At 45.5% G+C, this 22,070-nt stretch carries 18 protein-coding genes and 1 tRNA gene; 3 read left to right on the forward strand and 16 right to left on the reverse strand.

The window, feature by feature from the left end:
• Positions 1 to 85: 85 nt before the first annotated feature.
• The 3 genes from ACO1PK_RS15405 to ACO1PK_RS15415 all read right to left on the reverse strand — a co-directional run bounded on the left by ACO1PK_RS15405 (position 86) and on the right by ACO1PK_RS15415 (position 5,030).
• Positions 86 to 1,489: a glycogen synthase gene (locus tag ACO1PK_RS15405; RefSeq protein WP_423186486.1), complete on the reverse strand. Its 1,404-nt coding sequence runs from the start codon at positions 1,487 to 1,489 to the stop codon at positions 86 to 88.
• 28 nt (positions 1,490 to 1,517) lie between these two features.
• A complete protein-coding gene (gene glgC / locus ACO1PK_RS15410) occupies positions 1,518 to 2,759 on the reverse strand; it encodes a glucose-1-phosphate adenylyltransferase (RefSeq protein WP_423186487.1) in 1,242 nt (413 codons plus the stop codon).
• Positions 2,760 to 3,008: 249 nt separating this feature from the next.
• Positions 3,009 to 5,030, reverse strand: coding sequence for an FAD-dependent oxidoreductase (locus tag ACO1PK_RS15415; protein ID WP_423186488.1), 2,022 nt, complete (start codon positions 5,028 to 5,030; stop codon positions 3,009 to 3,011).
• 183 nt (positions 5,031 to 5,213) lie between these two features.
• On the opposite strand from ACO1PK_RS15415, the gene sppA reads away from it, so the two are divergent.
• Together sppA and ansA are read left to right on the forward strand one after the other, a co-directional pair.
• Positions 5,214 to 7,094 carry a signal peptide peptidase SppA gene (gene sppA, locus ACO1PK_RS15420; protein ID WP_423186489.1) on the forward strand — a complete coding sequence of 627 codons (1,881 nt, stop codon included), beginning with the start codon at positions 5,214 to 5,216 and terminating at the stop codon, positions 7,092 to 7,094.
• Positions 7,095 to 7,203: 109 nt separating this feature from the next.
• Positions 7,204 to 8,217 (forward strand): asparaginase, encoded by a 1,014-nt coding sequence (gene ansA / locus ACO1PK_RS15425; protein WP_423186490.1) that lies wholly within the window; start codon positions 7,204 to 7,206, stop codon positions 8,215 to 8,217.
• 12 nt (positions 8,218 to 8,229) lie between these two features.
• Here ansA and ACO1PK_RS15430 read toward each other — a convergent pair whose 3' ends face one another.
• The 7 genes from ACO1PK_RS15430 to ACO1PK_RS15460 form a co-directional block, all read right to left on the reverse strand.
• Entirely contained in the window at positions 8,230 to 10,956 is a 2,727-nt protein-coding gene (locus ACO1PK_RS15430) for a DUF349 domain-containing protein (protein ID WP_423186491.1), read from the reverse strand.
• Positions 10,946 to 11,227: a YeaC family protein gene (locus ACO1PK_RS15435; RefSeq protein ID WP_423186492.1), complete on the reverse strand. Its 282-nt coding sequence runs from the start codon at positions 11,225 to 11,227 to the stop codon at positions 10,946 to 10,948. The genes ACO1PK_RS15430 and ACO1PK_RS15435 overlap by 11 nt, the downstream gene beginning before the upstream one ends.
• 1 nt (position 11,228) lies before the next feature.
• On the reverse strand, positions 11,229 to 11,555 hold the full coding sequence (locus ACO1PK_RS15440) for a zinc ribbon domain-containing protein (RefSeq protein ID WP_423186493.1): 327 nt from the start codon (positions 11,553 to 11,555) through the stop codon (positions 11,229 to 11,231).
• Positions 11,556 to 11,564: 9 nt separating this feature from the next.
• Positions 11,565 to 12,692 (reverse strand): M14 family metallopeptidase, encoded by a 1,128-nt coding sequence (locus ACO1PK_RS15445; protein WP_423186494.1) that lies wholly within the window; start codon positions 12,690 to 12,692, stop codon positions 11,565 to 11,567.
• A gap of 99 nt (positions 12,693 to 12,791) precedes the next feature.
• Positions 12,792 to 13,043 (reverse strand): DUF2960 domain-containing protein, encoded by a 252-nt coding sequence (locus tag ACO1PK_RS15450; protein WP_423186495.1) that lies wholly within the window; start codon positions 13,041 to 13,043, stop codon positions 12,792 to 12,794.
• A 2-nt stretch (positions 13,044 to 13,045) separates the two neighbouring features.
• Positions 13,046 to 13,900: an EamA family transporter gene (locus tag ACO1PK_RS15455; protein WP_423186496.1), complete on the reverse strand. Its 855-nt coding sequence runs from the start codon at positions 13,898 to 13,900 to the stop codon at positions 13,046 to 13,048.
• Positions 13,900 to 15,018, reverse strand: coding sequence for a lysophospholipid acyltransferase family protein (locus ACO1PK_RS15460; RefSeq protein WP_423186497.1), 1,119 nt, complete (start codon positions 15,016 to 15,018; stop codon positions 13,900 to 13,902). The genes ACO1PK_RS15455 and ACO1PK_RS15460 overlap by 1 nt, the downstream gene beginning before the upstream one ends.
• 247 nt (positions 15,019 to 15,265) lie before the next feature.
• Here ACO1PK_RS15460 and ACO1PK_RS15465 point away from each other — a divergent pair.
• A tRNA-Pro gene (locus ACO1PK_RS15465) sits at positions 15,266 to 15,342 on the forward strand.
• A gap of 108 nt (positions 15,343 to 15,450) precedes the next feature.
• Here ACO1PK_RS15465 and ACO1PK_RS15470 read toward each other — a convergent pair.
• The 6 genes from ACO1PK_RS15470 to ACO1PK_RS15495 form a co-directional block, all read right to left on the reverse strand.
• Positions 15,451 to 16,158, reverse strand: a complete 708-nt coding sequence (locus ACO1PK_RS15470; RefSeq protein WP_423186498.1) for a PA1136 family autoinducer-binding transcriptional regulator — start codon at positions 16,156 to 16,158, stop codon at positions 15,451 to 15,453.
• Between the two features lie 9 nt (positions 16,159 to 16,167).
• Entirely contained in the window at positions 16,168 to 17,022 is an 855-nt protein-coding gene (hchA, locus tag ACO1PK_RS15475; protein WP_423186499.1) for a glyoxalase III HchA, read from the reverse strand.
• A 186-nt stretch (positions 17,023 to 17,208) separates the two neighbouring features.
• Positions 17,209 to 18,201: an SDR family NAD(P)-dependent oxidoreductase gene (locus ACO1PK_RS15480; RefSeq protein WP_423186500.1), complete on the reverse strand. Its 993-nt coding sequence runs from the start codon at positions 18,199 to 18,201 to the stop codon at positions 17,209 to 17,211.
• Positions 18,202 to 18,251: 50 nt separating this feature from the next.
• Positions 18,252 to 19,964 carry a hypothetical protein gene (locus ACO1PK_RS15485; protein WP_423186501.1) on the reverse strand — a complete coding sequence of 571 codons (1,713 nt, stop codon included), beginning with the start codon at positions 19,962 to 19,964 and terminating at the stop codon, positions 18,252 to 18,254.
• 121 nt (positions 19,965 to 20,085) lie between these two features.
• On the reverse strand, positions 20,086 to 21,303 hold the full coding sequence (thiH, locus tag ACO1PK_RS15490; protein WP_423186502.1) for a 2-iminoacetate synthase ThiH: 1,218 nt from the start codon (positions 21,301 to 21,303) through the stop codon (positions 20,086 to 20,088).
• Positions 21,300 to 22,070 carry a thiazole synthase gene (locus ACO1PK_RS15495; protein ID WP_423186503.1) on the reverse strand — a complete coding sequence of 257 codons (771 nt, stop codon included), beginning with the start codon at positions 22,068 to 22,070 and terminating at the stop codon, positions 21,300 to 21,302. The genes thiH and ACO1PK_RS15495 overlap by 4 nt, the downstream gene beginning before the upstream one ends.

Raw genomic sequence — 22,070 nt, forward strand, 5'->3', positions numbered from 1 at the left:
TTCGCAGAGGCTATCAAAAATCTTGGCGACACTCACGCCAATTTTTAATTAACATAATCAATTGCATACTAACTCAGCAAGCTGCTCAGTTTAACGCCTGTTGGTAAACGTGAAGATACTCCGTTACCGCGGCCTGCCAACTAAAATTCTGCTGCATACCTTGACGTTGCACGGCAAGATAGTCAGCAGGTACGGCAAATAATTGCTCAGCTTGCTGTAACGCCTGGTGCATAGCGTCCAGACTTATCTCCGTAAAACCAATACCTGTTGCGTTTGCTGCTGGCCAAGGTAGCACGGTATCTTTTAACCCGCCCGTCAAACGCACAATAGGCACAGTGCCATACTTCAAGCTATATAACTGATTAAGTCCACAAGGCTCAAACAGTGAAGGCATTAAGAAAAAATCACCTGCTGCTTCAGTTTGATGCGCTAAAGATTCATCAAAGCCCTCATAAAAGCGGAACTGCTCTGGAAATTCATCTGCTAATTGATAAAGCTGACGGCAATAATGAAGTTCGCCACTGCCAACAATAAACACTTGCGCTGAGGTTGTAGGTAACCAGTTACGTAAAGCGGGAATTAAATAATCATAGCCTTTTTGCCCCGTGATACGGCTTACGGCGACAAAGAGAGGCGCCTCGGTATCGGCTAAATGAAAACGGTGTCGAATAAAAGCCTTACAGGCTGCTTTACCTGACAAATCAGCAGGGCTATAGTTTTTTACCAAGGCCAGATCGGTGGCCGGATCCCACTGTTGGTAATCACAGCCGTTTAAAATGCCATAGAAATCCGCAGCACGACCTTGATACAACTGCGCTAGGCCATTGGCTGCAGGCTCAGTCAGTAGCTCGTGACGATAGCCTTGGCTAACAGTAACGACTTTAGTTGCCGCCCGAACCCCCTGCTCTAACATGTTGAGAAACTCATCACCGTTTGCAGCAATGCCTAAACGGCCAAACCAGCTTTTATCACAGGTTAACTGATAAGCACCGTTGTGAATGGTAAAAATAAAGGGCACCTTTGCTAATATCGGATCAGATCCATAATGTTGCTGCAAATAGCTCGCTGTCAAAGCAGTTTGCCAATCATGACCGTGAATCAGATCGACTTCAGGTAAATACTGTCGACACCACGCTAGCGCGGCTTTACAAAAAAAAGCAAACCGTAAGGGGTTGTCAGCATAGCCATAACTCCCATCATCGTAGGGCCTTTCTCGCCGAAAAAAGTCGTCATGTTCGACTAACCGCACATCTAAACCGGCAAATTTTAGCTGGCGAACAGCACAACCGTATTGTTGCCCGTCTAACTCGACAAACACGGATTGCCAATCGCCCGTTGGTCTGCTGTATAAATTACTATAACGGGGCAGCATAATGGTGACTTGATGGCCAGCGGCCTGTAAGCCACTGGCAATCCCCTTACAGGCATCTGCTAATCCACCGGTTTTAATCAACCCTTCAAACTCACTACATAACAACAATATCCGCACTACTGTATCCTTAAATGCAACTTTCGTTTTATGCTTCTTCGTCAAAACCTATTCTGGCACCTTTGGGAATAACAACGACACCACCCGCAGAAATATGAAAACGTTTACGATCTGCTTCAAGATCTTCACCAATTACGGTACCAGGTGCAATTCTGACATCCTTATCAATGATGGCTTTACGAATACGACAACCACGACCTATATCATTGTTGCCCATTAGAACACATTTTTCGATATAACTATGACTATGCACATGCACGTTATAACCAAGGATCGATTGGTAAACAATAGCACCACTGACAATACAGCCGGCGGCCACCATGGAACTAATTGCTTGGCCAGTACGGTTAGTTTGATCATGCACAAACTTGGCCGGTGGCATTGGCGGGTTATAACTGCGTAGCGGCCAATAACGGTTGTACACATCAAAAGGCGGATTTATCGAAATTAAATCCATATTGGCTTCATAGTAAGAATCGATAGTACCGACATCACGCCAGTAACCTGCACTACTCTCTGACTCACCACGGATTTTGTTAGTTGAAAAATCATAAACATAGACCTCACCTTCTGGAAATAAAGCGGGGATAATATTATGACCAAAATCGTGCTTAGAATCGGTTTGTTTGGCATCTTCATTTAACACTTCTACCAAACATTTGGCTTCGAAAATGTAATTTCCCATTGAAGCTAAAACCAGATGGGGCTGACCAGGAATGGTTTTCGGATCCTGTTTTGGCTTTTCTTGAAAGCCAATCATCCGCCCTTCTTCGTCAACCTCAATCACGCCAAATTCATGCGCTTGTTCAACTGGAACAGGAATCGCCGCCACCGTTAATTTCGCATTTTTATTGCGGTGATAATCCAGCATATGCCGCACATCCATTTTGTAGATGTGATCACCGCCAAACACGCACACATGCTCAGGATCTAAGCCTTCAATTAAATGCAGATTTTGGTAGATGGCATCGGCTGTACCTAAATACCAATGTTTACCTGTTTGCATTTGCGCTGGAATAGGATCAATAAAGCGATTAGTTACACCACCAACCCGCCACGCTCGGCTTAAATGCTTCATTAAAGAATGAGATTTAAATTGCGTAATGACAAAAATCTGCAATAAATCAGAGTTCACAAAATTATTCAGAACAAAGTCAATGATTCGATAATTACCACCAAAAGGTACTGCCGGTTTCGCTCGTAACGAGGTTAAAGGTGATAAACGTGTGCCTTCTCCACCCGCTAAAATCATTGTTAACACACCAGACATAGATTCTCCCCAATTGTTTTAGTCCGCTTAAGCGGTTTTACTTAAAAATAAATGCAAAACCAATACCATAAAAATCCCTGACTGATGGTGACAATAAAAGGGAGGTGATTACCATTAACCATACCATCACACTTTATAAGATTACCATAGCATCAAATATTGCTTTAAAATAGCGCAGAAGATGCACAAAAACAAAAACGGCTGCGCTTTAACAGGGCAGCCGTTTATTTTTAGGAAAAATAATGACAATTAGATGATCGCAGCGAGCTCTGCCCCTTGTCTGATGGCACGTTTAGCATCTAATTCAGCAGCCACATCTGCCCCACCAATTAGATGTACTTTTTGGCCTTTCGCCAGTAGCTCAGCTTGTAGCTCACGTAGCGGTACCTGTCCTGCGCAAATAATTACATTATCAACAGGTAAACAACGTTCTTGTTCATTAATGCTGATCCATAAACCATCGTCATCTACCCGCAGATAATTCACCCCGGCCAGCATTTCAACGCCTTTTTTCTGTAAGGAAGCACGATGCGCCCAGCCAGAGGTTTTACCCAAGCCTGCACCTACTTTTGTGGTCTTCCGTTGTAACAGATAAATCTTCCGCTGCGCCGGTTCATGTGGCTGGGCTGGTAATAAAGCGCCTCTGGCACTGTAAGACTTATCTACACCCCAGTCTTTTAACCAAGCATCAGGTTGTAATGTCAGCGAATGCCCTTCTGTTAGATATTCTGAAACATCAAAACCTATGCCACCGGCGCCAATAACCGCCACATGCTTACCGACCGCTTTGTGATCACGCAGCACATCCAAATAGCTAAGCACCTTAGGATGATCTTGGCCAACTAAACCAATATCTCTAGGCACAATACCGGTAGCTAAGATAATCTCATCAAAGCCTGCCGCCGTTAAACTCTCAGCCGTTTGTGCTGAATTTAAATGAAGCTTAACCGCGTGTAGCTCCAACATCCGACCATAATAGCGTAGCGTTTCATGGAACTCTTCTTTACCGGGGATTTGTTTGGCATAGTTAAACTGGCCCCCAATTTGATGAGATTTATCAAAAAGATGCACTTCATGGCCACGTTGTGCAGCATAAACACTAAAGGCCAAACCAGCTGGTCCCGCCCCCACTACTGCCAGTTTTTTTCGGGTAGTGGCAGCAGTAAAGTTCAGTTCAGTCTCATAACAGGCCCTAGGATTGACCAAACAACTGGCGCGTTTTTGTTGGAAGATATGATCTAAACACGCTTGATTACAGGCAATACAGGTATTAATGGTATCTGCCTGATCGGCTGCGGCTTTATTGACAAAATCCGCATCCGCTAAAAACGGTCGCGCCATACAAATCAAATCAGCTTGGCCATTGGCTAAAATGTCTTCTGCCACTTGCGGATCGTTAATACGATTAGTTGCAATTACCGGGATACTAAGCTCTTTCCGTACGCGCTCGGTAATCCAACTAAAGGCCGCTCGAGGAACTCGGGTGGTAATAGTCGGCACACGCGCCTCATGCCAACCAATACCGGTATTGATCAAAGTGGCTCCCATTGTTGCTATGGCTTTACCCAATGCAACCACTTCTTCAAAGGTATTGCCATCTTCAACCAAATCAAGCATAGATAAGCGATAGATGATAATAAAATCCTTACCGCATTTTTCCCGCACCGCTTTGACCGTTTCTAGCGCAAAGCGGATGCGATTTTCAAAGCTGCCACCCCAGCTGTCATTGCGCTGATTGGTGCGCTGACAAATAAACTGGTTAATCAAGTAGCCCTCAGAGCCCATAATTTCAACGCCATCGTAGCCCGCTTTTTTCGCTAAACTCGCGGCATGCGCGAAATCTTTGATGGTGCTACGGATCTGTCGATCAGACATCTCAGCTGGCTTGAAAGGCGTAATTGGCGACTTTATTTTGCTAGGGGCAACATTAAACGGGTGATAGCCGTAGCGACCCGCATGTAATAATTGTAAGCAAATTTTCGCGCCCGCATGTTGATGCACCGCTGCGGTGATCTTCTTATGCTTGGCCACTTGCCACCAAAAACTGAGCTGGCAACCAAAAGGCACCAAATTTCCGCGAAAATTTGGGCTAATACCGCCAGTTATAATGAGCCCTACCCCGCCTTTAGCACGTTCTGCATAAAATGCTGCCAGTTTAGTAAAACCGTTTTTCTCTTCTTCCAAGCCGGTATGCATGGAACCCATGATCACGCGATTTTTAAGTTGGGTAAATCCTAAATCCAGTGGTTGTAATAATTGTTGATATGCCACTTTCAGCCTCTCTGGTCGTACCTGTGAAAATGCTATGAATGTAGCTGCTTTAAGGCACTTAAGCAAGCGATATACATTTTCTTACAAATTCCAATTCGCCTTTGGCATAGAATTCGTTAGCATTAGGCAATTATATTGATCAATTTAAAATGTATTACATTAGACAGCTGATAGGGCATTACTATGACAGAAAAAAAGAAAGGAATAATACGGCGCTTTTTTGGCGCGATCTGGGCAGTTTATAAAGGCTTTCGCTCAACCGTTTTAAATGTCATTTTTATTTTAATAATGGTGACACTGGTTGCAGCCATTTTTAGCGGCGATAAAGAAGTTAACCTTGCCGATACCTCTGCCCTTTATCTGAATTTACGTGGCGATTTAGTAGAAGAAGAACGCTTTGTCGATCCGATTGAAGCGGCATTAAATGAGAGTTTTGCAGGTCAAGAAGACCAACCTGAAATCCTGGTATCTGACGTGGTTAAAGTTATTAACCATGCAGCGAAAGATAACCGTATCCAAGCGATGGTATTGGATCTGTCCAATTTAGGCGGAGCATCATTAGATAAGTTACAAACTGTTGGTAAAGCCATTGAGAACTTTAAAGCCAGCGGTAAAAAAGTGGTCGCGTACGGTGCTTACTTTGCACAAAACCAATATTTCCTAGCTAGCTATGCCGATGAAATCAGCTTAGAACCGATGGGCGCGGTAATTTTAGAAGGCTACGGCAGCTACCCGATGTTTTATAAAAATGCCCTAGAAAAGCTGAAAATTAACACTCATGTTTTCCGCGTTGGCACCTATAAATCTGCAGTAGAGCCCTTTACCCGCAATGATATGTCTGCCGAAGCGAAAGAAGCCAACAGTGCTTGGTTAAACGAGCTATGGTTGGATTATAAAACGCAAGTCGCAGCTCGCCGTGACTTCCCTATCGAGAATTTTGACGAAACCTTTAATGCGCTCTATGAAAAGGTGAAAGCCGCTAACGGTGACTTAAGTCAGTATGCGTTAAACAGCAAATTAATTGATAGCATTAAAACGCGTGAAGAGTTCCGTCGTAATATGATCGCTATCGTTGGTAAAAACGATAAAAACACTTACAACCATGTCACTTTCAATGATTATGCAAGCTTAGTGTTACCGGCTCAGCAATTCGATAACCCCTTAACAGAAAAAGTGGCAGTAGTGGTTGCTCGCGGTATGATTATCGATGGCTCAGCTAAAGCCGGTACTATTGGTGGTGACTCTACGGCAGCATTATTACGCCGTGCACGTCATGACGATCAGGTTAAAGCGGTCGTTTTACGAATTGATAGTGGCGGCGGCAGTGCTTTTGCCTCTGAAGTTATCGCACAAGAAATTACGTTGTTACGTGAAGCAGGCAAACCTGTTATCGCTTCGATGGGTGCCGTTGCAGCATCGGGCGGCTATTGGATTGCCGCGCCAGCCAATGAAATCTGGGCTGCGCCGACCACCATCACTGGCTCTATCGGTATCTTTGGTTTAATGCATACCTTTGAAAATGTAATGGACACCGTAGGTTTGAATGTGGATGGTGTGGGCACCACTGAACTGGCTGGTTTATCTGCTGGGCTTCCACTTTTCAAAGGCTTAGATGCGCCGGTCAAAGACTTGATGCAATTGTTAATTGAACGTGGCTACACCGAGTTTTTAACCATGGTAGGTAAACATCGCAATATGAGTATTGAAGCGGTTGATAAAGTGGCGCAAGGTCGTGTTTGGACTGGCTCAACTGCCTTAGAGCTAGGTTTAGTTGACAAGCTAGGTACCTTTGATGATGCCATCGCGCGTGCTGCAGAAATCGCCGGCTTAAATAACTATGATGTTACTATCATCAAACAGGAATTAAGCCCTACCGAACAAATGATTGCCGATATCTTTGGTAATGCGAAAGCCAATGGCTGGTTACCTGGACTTGCTGAGCAACCACAGAACCGCGCTTTACGTCAGCTGACGCAACAGGTTAAGCAAGATTTTATCAGAATGAACCAGTTTAATGATCCTAATGGTATTTATTCCTACTGTTTGGCATGTCAGATTAACTGACAGCTAAGATAAATCTGATTACAATGCCCGGAATTAACCGGGCATTTTTTTAGGTCCTAAAAATTACACCCGTATTGCTCCACCTAGCGTTAATCGATAAGGCTACGCCATGCAAAGAAAACGAATTTATGTCGCTTACACTGGCGGCACCATTGGTATGCAACAATCAACTCGTGGTTTTATTCCGGTACCGGGCTTTTTAACAGACACCGTTAAACGCATGCCAGAATTTTATCGCCCAGAAATGCCCCTGTTTGATATTCACGAGTATCACCCAGTGATTGACTCCTCAGATATGACGCCAGCTCATTGGCTCAGTATTGCTAAAGATATTCAAGCGAATTATCAGCAATACGATGGTTTTGTGGTATTACATGGCACAGATACCATGGCCTACACCGCGTCGGCCTTGTCTTTTATGCTCGAGAATTTACAAAAGCCAGTGATTATCACGGGTTCGCAAATTCCGCTGGCGCAATTGCGATCAGATGGCCAAGTTAATCTGTTAAATGCGCTGTACCTTGCCGCCAACTACCCGATTGCTGAAGTGGCGTTGTTTTTTAATAATCAGTTATTTCGCGGGAATAGAGCCACTAAAGCGGATGCTGATGGCTTTAATGCCTTTGCTTCACCTAACCTAGCGCCTTTACTGGAAGCTGGCATCCATATTAAGTTACTGGCCGGAAAATTGAGCCATAACGACACGGCACTGCCCTTGCAGGTTGCTGAAATCACACCGCAACCCATTAGCGTGGTGACCTTATATCCAGGTATCACCACTGACGTTATCAAAAATATGTTAGCGGCACCTGTCAGAGCCTTAATCATCAAATCTTTTGGTGTCGGTAACGCACCGCAAAGACCTGATTTGCTGGCAGTATTAAAGGCCGCAACTGAGCATGGGCAAATTTTAGTAAACTGTACCCAATGCTTTAAGGGCAAAGTGAATATGGACGGCTACGCAACGGGTAATGCCTTACAGGCGAGCGGCGTGATCAGTGGTTTCGATATGACGCTTGAAGCAACCCTGACAAAGTTACATTATTTATTAAGCAAACCGTTAACGGCAGAACAGATTCGCCAGCAGATGCAACAGAATCTGCGTGGCGAATTAACTCTTTAAAGCATGCTGCCCTTACGCATCAAACAAAGCCGCAACCCGTTTTAACAAGGGTTGCTCTTGCTCTGCAACAGCACCATGCGCTAACCATTGTTGTAACAGCTGTTCAGTGGTCAGTTGCTGCCCTGCATTATGTTTTAATGATAATAACGCTAACTGCACCTGCTGTTTTTCCGCAGGCGTATGCTGGCCACTGTCTTTTCCACTGATTAACTCCAGCGCGATGGTTAACTCTGGACGGCTTAGCGCAGGCGCAGAAATCGCTAAGGCCTCGCGATAAGCCGCTGGCCATTGTTCAACCTTTAACTCACCCGATGCTAAAGCACTAAATAATGCCTGCAAATCTGCTTTTTGTTGTTGCTGCTGCAGCATTTGTAAGCGTTGTGCTGCTTGGTCAGCCAACTGCTGGATCTGTTGACGTGTCGGCGCAAGCGCTGTTTGCTGCAAGTCGCGTAAGCTTGCTTGTAAGCCAGTGATCGCAGCAACAGTGTCAGCCTGCTTGATTTGTAACGCCAGATCGCTAAGTTGGCTATTGACCGCCTGCATTGCTTGTTGCTCAGCCTGCTGTTGCTGCTGATATTCAGCATTACGTTTCGCAAAAAAAGTATCACATAAGGCTCTAAACTCTAGCCAAAGTTGTTGATCTTGCTTACGTCCAGCAAAGCTTAAAGCCTTCCAGCGCAGTTGTAGCTCTTTTAGTATCGACGCTGTCTGCACCGCATCCGTCAGCGCTAACGCAGCTTTTGCCTCAGCGACAATGGCCAGTTTAGCGGCTTCCTGCAACTGCTGTTCAGCCGTAATTTTGGCGCGGATTGCAGCTGAAAGCTGCTGATATTGCTCTTGTAAAAGCTGATAATCACGCCGATTTACCGCACCGGCTTCGCGCCAACGTTTCGCTAACTGCCGAAAACTTTGCTCTAAGGTTTTGCTTTCAATTGCAGCATCTAATAGCGCAGTTAACTCGACTAATAACTGTTGACGCTCCTGTAAATGCGTCGCTCGCTCCGCATCAAGCTTGGCAAATATTTGTCGGCAAGGTTCAAAAGCCGCTTCACAAGCCGTATCAAAAGCCTGATTCAGCGTAAGCTCTAATTCTGGCTCTGCTCTACCCAAGGTATTCCAATTTGCTCTTGCCAGTTTGACTTGCTCTGCACGCGCTTTTGCATCTGTCACCTCGGTTGCCGCCAGTTGTTGCACTTCAGCTAACAAAGCCTGTTTACGAGGCGTTGCCAGATAGTATTGCAAGGCTTCGAGCTCAGCATGTAACACGCTGATTTCAGCTAGGTCATTTGCAAGCTGGGCTTGGGCAAGGCTAGGCAAGGCTTGGTAATCATCTTGAATGCCTTTATAAAGTCCAAACAGCACCTTATAACGACCAGCAGTATGTAAGCGCTTAAATTCTGAGCACTTGCTGCGGAATTGCTTTACACCTTTTTGTTGCTGTTGCTTAAAGACATCCAGCGCGGTTAGCCGCTGTTGTTTAAGCTGCTGATATTGTGTCTCAAGTTCAGTCGGAACCGCAATCAACAGCTGTTTACTTTGCGCTTTCCAAGCCTGAATAAACTGCTGTAACTGCTGCTCTGCGTTAAACAGTTGTTCGGCCGTTTCTAATGCATTTTCTGCATGTTGCTCGCTAAATGCTTGCAGCAATGCCTTTAACGCCACTAAACCAAGCGCAATCTCAGGTAACTTTTCGCACTGTTGTTGCAATTTAATCAGTGCGCTTTGTAACTGCTTTAATTGCTCGGGATTTAGCTCAGCTTGAGTAAACTCTGCCGCTAATTCATTAATTGCATTATGTAAAAGTGGATGTTCGGAGCCTCCCGCTTGCATTTGCGCGATCAGCTGCTGCTCCAGCGCCTGCAGACGTTGTTGGAACTGCGCGAAATGAGTTAACTGCTGTGCTCTTAGCTCTGCAGTTGCCTGCTGCGCAGCTAAATCCGCCAGTTTAGGGGCTAACCAAGCCTGTAAACGTTCAGTCAACTGCTGATATTTCAGACTCACACTGTCAGCTTCATCTTTAGGTAAGCAGGCTAAATCGGGTAATAACTGCTGCCATTGCTCAGCTAAACTTTGCTGGATAGCGGGTATTTCCTCAAGACTATGACGCTCCCGAACTGCATTGAGTTTTGCCAGCAATAACGTGAGTTCTTTGCGTAATTTAACCGGCTTTTGCTTAAGTTCTGCTAAATTCGCCAGCCTAACGGTTAACTCAGCCGCTAAATCTGCACTGAGCAATTTACTGAGCTTTTCCAGCTGTTTCTCATCCGTGATATTGACCAGCAGCTGGCGCTTGAAACTGTCAGGGAAATTCGAATCGAGTAAGCTTTGTTGGATAAGATCGGCTTTATCCAAGCGCTGCAACAGATCAAACCGTAATTGTGGATCGGTTTCTTTTAGCGCCAATTGTTCGAGCACACTGCTTCTATTACATTGCGCGACAAACTTTTGTTTTAAGCTCGTTTCAACTTCGCCCTCTAACAATTGATTGATCAATTGTTGCTCAGCATACTGTTTTAAGCGCTCTGCAGTATCATGCTTACTGGCTTGCCACCATAAAGCAAAGTCATTTAAGTGCTGTAATGCCGCTTTGCGAACTGCTTCTGCACCATCATTAAAAGCAAGCTCGTGCAAAATTTTTTTATGCTCGCTTTCGGTCACTTGCAGTGTTTGAATTGTTTGTAACCGAATAGCGGCGTCTGCGTGCTGCCATTTCGGCTTGAACCAACGTTTAAAGATCATCGTGCGTAAACCTTGCAATAGCGGCAGGATCTGAAAATTGTTTTTTCAGCTCAGCCTTTGATTTGTGTACTATCTGTCCATCTGGACCCACAGTGAAAATATCTTCAGATTTTAGAATCTTAGACTGATAAGCCATGACTAACTGTAAGGTTTGTGCTTTCTGTTCATCAGTCAGCGCAGTCCCATCAGCCCAGCGGCCAGTCGCCACGGCATCAGCCAGTTTTTCGTAAGTTTCAGGCGCCATAGCGCTAACCAGTGAAGTAAAGTCCATACTATTTTTTTCGCTTTAACCAAATTATCCGGGCCCGACACACCACGTACCAACAAAAACCTAACGCAATGGCCGCAGTAGAAACATACTCGTTGTAGCTACCGTTTTCAGGTTGCCACCAATACAAAATGCCAAAACCCGCTAAAAATAGCAGCAACGCCAACATCGATTGATTCATCAACGACTGCGACTGACGCAACATTTTATCTCGGTGCTTTGCTGCCAGTTTTTCTGGCGTTGCGGCAGTTAGATCCGTTTTACATTTTGGACATGCGGTTGCTTTATTAGAGATCCGATGATCACATACTGGGCACGAAATAATGGCCATGCTAAAGTCCTAGCGTAAATCGTCTACTACAGCCAGAATTGCCGTAAGCGAATCCTGACCTAATTTCATGGAACGTACATCTGACCAGCCAAAGGCTTCGTCAGGTAAGTTAGCATTATCTTTAAACGGCATTTCAAGGGTGTAAGCCAGACATTTAAACTGCTCTGCCACCCAATTCGAGGCTACGGTCAGGTTAGCTTTACCCGGCTCATCGCGCTCATAACCAAATTTCGTTTGAAATTCTGGCGTCACTAATAACATCGCCGCTTTAAAGGCGTCTTCCAGTTGTTGCATTTTTTCGTTATACGAGGGTACACCTTCAGAGCCTGCCACAAAGTTGTAGGGTAAATTTTCGTCACCGTGCACATCAAGCAACATGTCTAAACCGATTTCCAGCATTTTTTCGCGAACTAAAAACACTTCCGGACTCTGTTCCATGCTTGGGTTTTGCCACTCACGGTTCAGGTTTACACCCGCTGCGTTAGTCCGTAAATGCCCTCTAACGCTGCCATCCGGATTCATATTTGGCACTATGTAGAACACGGCTTTCGCCAGTAACGCTCTTGCTACACCATCATCTTCATCTAAGAGACGGTCCAGTAAACCTTCGATGTACCACTCTGCCATCGTTTCACCAGGGTGCTGTCTGGCAATAATCCATACTTTCTTTTTCGTATCATCTGGCTCACCGACCACCAGCATGGACATATCACGCCCATCCAGCGTTTCACCCAACTCTATCAATTGACAGTTATAATCATTTTGAGCCTGATGTAATAAGTCCTGATGACGCTCATAGCTGTAAGGCGCAAAGTAAGCAAAATACACCGATTCTGCTTCCGGATAATGGGTAATGGTTAAGGTTTTACCATCATATTTACTTTCTACGCGAAACCAGGTTTGCCGATCATAAGACGCTACCGCTTGATAATCCTTCCAACCGTCTGGATAAGCAGACTGTCCAGCATTCACAATATGAATCTTATGCATTTGCGCATGCGGGCTGTTTAACCGAAAATGAAACCACTGATAAAAATCTGACTGGTTATCTTTACGAATAGCCAGTTGGATATTATTGGGATCAGTAGCCTGAATAATCTCGATATTGCCACTGTCAAAATTGCTAGTAATTTTCATATCAATCTCTTAGTTGATCGTTACACGTAATCGATGTGCTTGTGATAAACACGCTTTGCCTAAAACTGGCGCTCCCAAAGCACAACATCGTTCTATAAATCAGTTTTCTGGATTTTCTCGCACAAAAGCGATATCTGCAAATCCCATTTTGCTGAATGTTTGTAAGCGGTAGTTTTTTATCGCGGATTTATCTTTCGCGGTTTGCAGCAACTGCTTTTCCATTGCCAGAAACGCGGTAAGATCAATCCCTTCAGCCGCCGCGACCGCTTCATATAAATCGTTAAAACGATCATAACTAAACGCAATGACTTTTTTCTGTCCTTTAAAGCTGTAACTCACTTGTCTAGCCAAGGTTATTTCTCCTCTGATAGGGTGTTGCGACACAGCCATAACGAAAACACTAAAATGGCCATACCCACAAAGAGTCGCAACAGGTCGGCATCTCTACTCCAAATCAGCAGATTTACCACTAAGCCTGCAGGAATCAGCGCATTGTTCATTACGGCTAGGGTACCGCTCGACACTTGCGCAGCCCCTTTATTCCACCAAAAATAGCCGCCACCAGAAGCAACGACACCTAACCACAGTATGACCAACCATTGCACCGTATTGTCAGGGTATTGCGCTTCGCCAAATACCAACCAGGCAGGCAAGGCAACCAGTAAGGCGCCCACATAAAACCAGCCGAAATCATGCGCTGCGTTGCCCTGCTGCGGCTTGGCTTGCCGCAATTTTTTATACCCGACTTGACCCGCGGCAAAACAGAGGTTGGCGCCTTGCACTACCGCAAAGCCTAACCAATAATCTGGTGCAGCAACGCCATCACGCATCACCGCGGCGGCCAATACCGCCAAACAAGCCGCCATTAAAAACTTCGGATTAAAACGCTTACTTAATGCATCATAAAGTAAAGTGATATAAATAGGCGTAAAGATTGTAAAAACCAATACTTGCGGCACACTCAGCAATAAAAAAGACTGATAATAAAAAATGTACATCAAACCAAGCTGCACCGCACCCAGCATCGCCATAGCGCAAGCCTGTGATGTGCTGCCACGATAACGCAATAGCAGCGGGATAAATACCAGCAAGGCTAGCACGATTCGACTTACCACTGCAAAATAAGGGTCAACCTGACCGGCGAGATAAACCCCAATCAGGCTGAAGGAAAAGGCCCAGAGTAATGTAACCGCAACCAGATAACGCATTAGGTCAGTTTATGTTGCTTTTCAACAGGCGCTGCATACATTTTGGTTAGCAATACCTGCGCTTCTGGCGACACGCTATTAAGTCTCGTTTGCCATAATTCTTGCGTTTTACTATCAGGTTGCTGTTCGGTGCTGCCTGCAGCTAAATAATTGATAGGAAATAAGCGATAGCCTTGCCAAATTTGTTGATCAATTTGCGCTGCAAGGGTATCCGCGTCGTCTGGTATGCTACTGAGTGGTTTGCCAAACGCAACATGAACGCGGCCTTTAAAGCCCACTATCCCCTTAATGATGGTATCGATATCTTCAAACTCACCTTTTTGGTAGTTACCATGCTGCTGCTTATGCCAAAGCTCATGCACTTTATCTTTATCGCAAGGATCAAATTCATAAGACAAACACACTGGCACAATCTTAAGGTTAGCAAGGTATGCACTAAATGGCTCACCGCGCTTTTTACCTTCCATGTAAAACATTTTTAGAATGGCTGGATCGGTTTCATCATTACCGTCTTTGGCACGGCCCTCTTTTTGCGCAATCCAAATAGACTGCCCTTCCTCTAAGGAGTGTTTAATGTACGCAGATAACTGCGATAAGTTTTTAAGCATTTCACGAGGGCCTTTAGCCCCTCGCTTTACAATGAAGCTTTTATTTAACTTCATTAGCTCTGTAGCACAGGCTTTACGCAGCAAATTATCGCCAATGGCAATGCGAACAGTGGCAAACCCTTGCTGATGCAAGCTCCAGTTAACCAAAGCGGGATCCATAGCGATATCACGATGGTTTGAAATAAATAGATAGGCTTGCTTAGGATCTAAATGTTCAATACCGCTGCAACTGACTTCTGTCGTGGACTTGGCGATCATTTGCTCCATAAAAGCAGCAACCTGCAACTGCACTTTGGCCACGCTATTGAGCTTTGCCCATTTCCGTTTTAAGAAAAACTTAACAACAGGAGACAACATCCAACCGAAGCTGCCCGCTAAGTGTGGAAAACGGTAATGTATAATGGCATCAATAAATTCTTGATCGGCAATTAAGCGCAAAATAGCCGCTTGCACTTCATTATCTTGATAAGGCCGGATATCGGCAAAAGGATCAGTTTGTACGTCTGTCACGCTACTTATCACACCCTAAGAAAAATGTTGCGCTATTCTACCTATTCAACAGGATTAAACCAGAGCAGCAAACATATTTCAGTGTAAAGTCATAGCAACATTATACTCATTGCACTAAGTGAACAGCTCCCACAACATCGCAAACGCCTTTACCATGAGCATAAATGCACGTTTTTGTTGAAAAAAGCTGCAGTCGTTCAAAAGCGCATTGCATTTCACTCTGAAATCATTATGATACGCCCTACGTCGGTACGTAGCGCAGCTTGGTAGCGCACTTCGCTGGGGGTGAAGGGGTCGGAGGTTCGAATCCTCTCGTACCGACCATTAATTTCCTCAAGTTTTGTAAATTCGAAAATTCCTATCACTTTAGTTTCTTCATAATGATAAATAACCTAGCTGTTTATCTTAGCTCTGACAGCTAATTGTAGTAACTTATTCTTTACCAATAACTTTGCTAAGCCTAACTGCCTCAGCCGTTGTGGCAGCACCAAGTTTATTGCGGGCATTTCGAAGATGATTCTCAATAGTACGCACAGAGATCCCCAGTGTTTCAGCAATGGCTGCCTGTCGCCAACCTACACCTATCCAAGCCAAAATTTCTTGTTCCCTTGCGGTTAAATGCCCTTTTAGTATTGCTGAGGGGGCTTCGAGTAAATGTCGGGCTCGAAAAAAAGCAACATGAGCCAAACTACTTAAGGCAAGCCGACTCCTACTGGAAGCATCAATGTTATTGCCTGCAAAGCTAAAAGCGCCTTGCAATCCAGTTGGGCCAAAAATTGGAATTTGCAAGCCATGTAAGCCCTGCCCATGCGGTTTATTCACTATTTTGTAGCGTTCGCCTTTGGCTGTGGGAGTTTTGCTCCAAAAAAACGGTTCATCATGACGGATCACATGCTGCGTAGCAGGGCAATGCCTTAAATAACTCGCTACATCCAGGGGCAACTCTTGCTCTAGCCAAGCGCCCTCTAGCCAATAGATCCGTTCGATGCGACCTTCTTCGCTTGTGTTTACTGTAAAGGATAAAATACGATCATAGCCAAGTGGCGCGATATAGTGCCGCACATGTTGTTGTAGCTCTGTAAATTGCTTGCTGCGCTCGGCAGCAAGCAAAGTATCAATAAGTTTGTCGTGCAATATCATCAATAAGCGTCACACGGCGTTTAATAACGTGTTGGCAGCAAGTTGTCCTAGCGCATTCGCCGCCAGCGGACTATCACCAGTCAGCAAGTTGCGATCTTGATGCACCATGCCGCTGATCCCCTCATTTAGCATCACCAAACCGTTAGCTTGCAATTGCTTAGCATATTGCCAGGTCAAGTGCCCCGGCATATAGCCGATATCGGGGGTTTGTGCATCCAGCGCATCAGGAAAGGCACAAAGGCTATAGCCGGCTAACCGCGAGTTACTGCCAACGGCCAATAGCGCGGCGGGGCCATGGCAAAGTGAGATAATAAACTTGTTATAATCCATTGCCCAGTTCAATACTGTGCTCATCTCGCTGCTAAAAGGTAAGCCGATAAGCGCGCCGTGTCCGCCTGGGATAAAAACCGCAATATAATCTGAATCCGCTCCCAAATTATTGGCAATCACATCAGCAAGCTTTAAGGGTGTTTGAAACTGCTGACGATATTTGGCAAACAAGCTCATCACTGCTTTGTCTTCATTTGGCATGGCCCAGTATTCAAACTTAACCGAATTACCTGAAAGCGTCGCAATATCAAAATCAAAACCTGCTTGAGCTAAGTGGTACATCGGCAGTAAGGTTTCAACTGGATGATTGCCGGTTGAAAATAGCGTGCCATTTTGCATCGGTAAATAGCGCTCATCTGCGGCAACCACTAATACTTTCCAGCGACCGCCCTGATAAGCGTTTGGATACTCAGCATTACTTAAATCTGATTTTGCAGAGGTAAACTGGCTAAGCGAAAAAGGCGATGGGAAGTAAGCATTATCCTCGGCTAGATCACGGGTTGGTGTTTTGTCTGTTGTAAGGTTGTTCGTCATTATCAGCTCCAAAGGTATTTGTGTGCAGCTGTATAATAAGATAGCAGTTAACGTCACAACATAAGGGTTATCCCCTAGTTTTAATCTGATTTTTTAAATTAAAGCTTCATCAAATTAAAAAACCCTTGTGAATATTAGAGTTTGAAAATAACGCCTGCCAGCAGTCAAGCAGGCGTTTCACACTTTTTAATAGCTAGTCCAGCCACCATCCGTTGCGTAGGTCGCACCTGTTAAATTAGAGGCTTCATCGGACAACAAATACAACATAGTCGAGACTTGCTCCCATACGGTAGCCGGACGCCGCTTACTATCAGCATAAGCTAGAATGCTTTGAGTTTTAATGCTACCCATTTTAGGGCCTGGTTCATTCATGGCTTCTTTTACCAAAGCGCCAGCTCGTTCTACCATGGGCGTATCGGTAGCTGCCATATTAACTGAGTTCACGCGGATGCCATAGGGAGCGTAATCGATGGCCGCATTCCGCGTTAAGCCTGTAACAGCATGCTTACTTGCCACATAAGCAGGGTTACCGGATAAGCCTGTTAACCCTGCAATAGAACCCACATTAAGAATAACGCCACCATCGCCTTGTGCTACCATTTGTTTCAACTCAGACCGCATACTGCGAAACACACCAGTAGCGTTGCTACGAAACACATTGTCCCAATACTCATCGGTAGCTTGGTGGATAGGCGCAAACACCAAGGCTTTTTGCTGCTGGTAATCTATTGGAGCGCCTGAGTAAACGCCGTCCATGACCCCAGCATTGTTTACAGCAGCATCCAGCCGTCCAAATCGTTCAACAGCTAAAGCAACCATTCGCTCACATACAGCAGCATCACTGACATCACCATGCAAGAACACGGCATTACCACCCGCTTTAACTATCCGCTCTATGGTGCGTCGGCCTAAATCTTCAATCCAATCGACCCCAACAATATTTGCCCCTTCCCGTGCGGCTCTTATTGCAAAGGCTGCGCCCATACCTCTGGCGCAGCCAGTAATAAGTATAGTTTTGCCTTTAAAACGATTAGGAATAAAGTAATCCTCTGCCGTTGGTGCAATATCTTTGATACCGACCGCTGGTTTGGGAGCAGTGGGGACTTGCGCAAAACCACTACCGGCAACAGTCGCGGCAGCAGCAAAGGCTGTAAATTTTAGTAAGTCACGACGATCCATTGTACTCTCCTTCATTAACCACTCAAAAAAACCATGTCTGATCACATGCACTAAAAACCTATTCGAATAAACAACATGGAACTTAACCAAGGACTTGAGTGCTGTCCCAAAGCCTCGTTTACTGCTTTATCACTGAATGTAGCCGCAAGATGTCCTTGCAGCATAATATTGCGCGAATAAAAGTACTTTGCGGTCAGATTAAACTCTGTCCCAAGTTGAGTGCTGGGTAAAAACGATAAGGCTGGATTGCCACCTAAATTCGTTAATGAATCTGCTTTAAAGAGCCAAAATTGAGGCACGAGTTCGATTTGGGGTGAAGGCTTTAACCTTACTTGTAACCGGTGCGTGATAAGATTGGAATTTTGGAAAATTTTGAAATGATTAATCCCTTGAACCCAAGTTTCGCCATTACCGCCTGAGAGTAACGGATCCCATCGTTCAAAAGTTGACGTTGCAGGCTTATCCCCCGTAAAGCGAGCATAACGATAACTCAAGCTAGGAGTCCAATTTAGTGAAGGAAATGCCAAACCTGCCTCCATAAAATAGCCCAAAGCTAACATATCAAAGTCTTTGTGAGTTTGTTTTGCCACTTCGGAAGCAAAATAGGGATGTATTTTTTCATTAGGAGCGGCCTGAAAAGGCTGCCAGCGCAATCGCAGATTGGCAACTTTTAACCCCTCTCGTGATAGTTGCGCTGCAGAGGTGAAATAGCGGCTATTAGATTCTGGTACTGTCATCCATGCAGCACCTAACAGATAGTTCGCTAATTTAAGCTCGGCATTAATACCTGTAATCACCGTTTTAGAATCTAACTCTGGTAACTCATCAGCATCAACACTAAATGCTTCAATCTTAATGTTATTAAAAACCATTCTAGCCAGAAACACATTATCCGCTGCCCAGCGAGGATTAGATTGTAGAGCGGCTCTATTTAAACCGTTTTGCGAAGTATTGGTGAGAATAAAACCATCACCTATACTGAACCTTTGACGACCTGCGGTCAAATTGTAAACAAAACGATCACCTTTTTCGTTGTTGTTTCCCCCCACAACCCCCAAAAAAGCATCTTCTAGAGCAAAATGCTGTCGGGTTTTATCAGTAAACAACTCCTGACCAATAGAGCCGGACAAAATCCCGCTAGCGCCACCATAGACATGTACTTGTTCAGTAACAGGGGTAATGCCATAAAGCCCAACATGCGCAAAGCCTTCAAACCAGTTGCTAAATCCTTTGCCAGCAGGCGTGCCTTGAACAAAAGGATTACCCTCTAACATCAAATCCGGCTTGCCAAACCAAGCATCTTGGTTAGCGTAGTACATACCTAATAGCTCTAAGCGAGCTTTGATAAAAGTACCGTCATGTTGATATAGCCACGGAAAACTCGCGGATGTTAAGCCAGGCTGTGTATTGTCAGTCAGTGTAACAAGTAGTGAAATGATAAGCTGGCCTTGATCACTGAAAGTGATCTGGTGTGTTATGGCCGCAATTTCTGGCAGTTTAGTAAGAGAGGTTAAATTAAATAATAACAACTCTTCTCGAAAAGTATCGTTAGCGTACAACGCAAGGTTGCGACGAACTTTATCGATCACTCTTTGCTGGGCATAATGATCTTTAGTGGGATTAGTAATGGTAATTGTTATAGCTTCTATGCGTTTACCCATATAGGGATCTGTGGCAACCTGTGCCTGCCCGTTAAATGACAGCATTAAACCTAAATAAATAACGGTAAAGCTAACAATAATAGAGGTTCTTAGACTTTTCATTAATTTCACATTATCGGAAAATTTTGTTTATGCTAGCGCATAGATAAATGATTAACTAGCTGTTGATAGTGAAAAAGATAACAGCAAGCCATCCATCTCTCTGCCTCTCGCTTAGCAAAACTTAATTTCGACAAAGCCCCTGCTCCCAATCTTTCCACACCGGCTGTAAACCGCGTTGCTGCATTGCCTCAGCCACGGCCGCAGCAGAGCGCTGATCATCGGTGCTAAACTGCTCCAGATTATCGGTTTCTACCGCATAAGAGCCGGGTGCAGTGCGTGAGCCGGCGCTAATACTGGTGATGGCCAAGGGCACCACATGATCACGAAAGTGCGCCGATTCACGGGTGGATAAACTCAGCTCCAGCTCGGTATCAAATAAGCGCCAAGCGCAGATCAGTTGTACCAATTGTTTATCGCTGATTAGCGTATCGGATTCATGTTGCTGTAGCACCTGATCGGCCAAGCCACCCGCGCAGGGTCGCAGTCGCGGAAAGGACACACTGTAACGGCTACGCCAATAATGCTGCTGTAAATAGCGCAAATGTAACGCCAAATAAATGGAGTCTAGCCGCCAGTCGCCTAATCCCAGTAAAGCGCCAAGACCTATTTTATCCACACCCGCCTGACCTAGCCGCTCAGGGGTGGCCAGCCGCCAATCAAAGTCCATTTTTTTCCCTCGGCTATGATGCTGCGCATAACAGCCCCGATCATAGGTTTCCTGATACACCAGCACGCCATCTAAACCATATTGCCGAAGCTCAGCATAATCTTGACTCGACAGCGGCTGCACTTCTAACAGCACATAACTAAAGTAACGTTTTACCAGCGGCAGCATCTGCTTAAAGTACGCCTGCCCCACTTTTTTCTCATGTTCGCCCGCGACCAGTAATACCGTTGAAAAACCCTGTGCTTTTAATGCCTGGCATTCTTGCTCCACTTCGGCGAGGCTTAAGGTACGGCGTTTTAGCGCATTACTCATAGAAAAGCCGCAGTAGCTGCAGTCATTGGCGCATAAATTAGATAAATACAGTGGAATATAAAATTGCAAGGCATGGCCAAAGCGCTGCCGAGTTAATTGCTGGGCCTGCGCGGCCATCTGCGCTAAAAAAGGCGTGGCCGCCGGTGAAATTAACGCCGCAAAATCAGCCAGATCACGGCGGTTTTTCGCTAACGCTCGCGTTACTGCAGCCGCATCGGCTTGCCTGATGTGTTGTTGCCAATACTGGCTATCTTGCTTGGCGAGTAACCCACTAAACCCAGCTGGCTCAAGCTGTAACGGCTGCACCTGTCCAGTCATAGCCGCAGAGGCTGTCGAACAAGCAAAAGCGGGATGCGTCATAGGCTCTCCAAAAACGCGCTAAGTGGACTGCTAGCTACCGCCTGTTGTTGGCGTGTGGCTAAACCGGCTTGCCGCGCTAAGGCACCGGCTTCGCACGCCAATTTAAAAGCGTTGGCCATAGCAATAGGATCGGTGGCACTGGCTATGGCGGTATTCACCAGCACGGCAGTCGCCCCCAACTCTAAAGCTTCACTGGCATGACTGGGCGCGCCAATACCGGCATCCACAATCACCGGTACGCGGCTTTGCTCAATAATAATGCGCAAAAAATCGCGAGTTTGCAGGCCCTGATTCGAGCCAATAGGCGCCCCCAGCGGCATGACTGCTGCACAGCCTACTTCCTCTAGCCGTTTACACAGTACCGGATCAGCGCCGCAATAGGGCAACACCACAAAGCCTTTGGCCACCAACAGTTCTGCGGCCTTGAGCGTTTCTATCGGATCAGGCAATAAATAGCGTGGATCGGGATGAATTTCTAATTTCAGCCAGGGCGTTTGCAGTGCTTCACGCGCCAATTCTGCCACAAATACCGCTTCTTCGGCGGTACGTGCCCCCGAGGTATTAGGGAGCAATTTTACGCCAAGCGCGTTTAGCACCGGTAAAATCTCATCTTGCCTTGAGATCAAATCCACTCGCCTAAGCGCCATGGTTACCAGCTCGGTACCACTGGCCAGTAAACTTTGTTGCATGACACTGGCACTTTGAAATTTACCGGTGCCGGTCAGTAAACGTGATTGAAAAGTCTGTCCTGCTATCTGATAAGACAT

It is taken from the genome of Alishewanella sp. d11, from assembly GCF_049390205.1.
GTDB lineage: Bacteria > Pseudomonadota > Gammaproteobacteria > Enterobacterales > Alteromonadaceae > Alishewanella.

Bases quoted from the DNA above. Each gene is read 5' to 3' on its own strand.
- ACO1PK_RS15485 (WP_423186501.1), bottom strand. From the start codon at position 19,964: ATGAAAAGTCTAAGAACCTCTATTATTGTTAGCTTTACCGTTATTTAT.
- ACO1PK_RS15440 (WP_423186493.1), bottom strand. From the start codon at position 11,555: ATGGCCATTATTTCGTGCCCAGTATGTGATCATCGGATCTCTAATAAA.
- ACO1PK_RS15435 (WP_423186492.1), bottom strand. From the start codon at position 11,227: ATGGACTTTACTTCACTGGTTAGCGCTATGGCGCCTGAAACTTACGAA.
- thiH (WP_423186502.1), bottom strand. From the start codon at position 21,303: ATGACGCATCCCGCTTTTGCTTGTTCGACAGCCTCTGCGGCTATGACT.
- ACO1PK_RS15495 (WP_423186503.1), bottom strand. From the start codon at position 22,070: ATGTCTTATCAGATAGCAGGACAGACTTTTCAATCACGTTTACTGACC.
- ACO1PK_RS15470 (WP_423186498.1), bottom strand. From the start codon at position 16,158: ATGATATTGCACGACAAACTTATTGATACTTTGCTTGCTGCCGAGCGC.
- glgC (WP_423186487.1), bottom strand. From the start codon at position 2,759: ATGTCTGGTGTGTTAACAATGATTTTAGCGGGTGGAGAAGGCACACGT.
- ansA (WP_423186490.1), top strand. From the start codon at position 7,204: ATGCAAAGAAAACGAATTTATGTCGCTTACACTGGCGGCACCATTGGT.
- ACO1PK_RS15480 (WP_423186500.1), bottom strand. From the start codon at position 18,201: ATGGATCGTCGTGACTTACTAAAATTTACAGCCTTTGCTGCTGCCGCG.
- hchA (WP_423186499.1), bottom strand. From the start codon at position 17,022: ATGACGAACAACCTTACAACAGACAAAACACCAACCCGTGATCTAGCC.
- ACO1PK_RS15455 (WP_423186496.1), bottom strand. From the start codon at position 13,900: ATGCGTTATCTGGTTGCGGTTACATTACTCTGGGCCTTTTCCTTCAGC.
- ACO1PK_RS15445 (WP_423186494.1), bottom strand. From the start codon at position 12,692: ATGAAAATTACTAGCAATTTTGACAGTGGCAATATCGAGATTATTCAG.
- sppA (WP_423186489.1), top strand. From the start codon at position 5,214: ATGACAGAAAAAAAGAAAGGAATAATACGGCGCTTTTTTGGCGCGATC.
- ACO1PK_RS15430 (WP_423186491.1), bottom strand. From the start codon at position 10,956: ATGATCTTTAAACGTTGGTTCAAGCCGAAATGGCAGCACGCAGACGCC.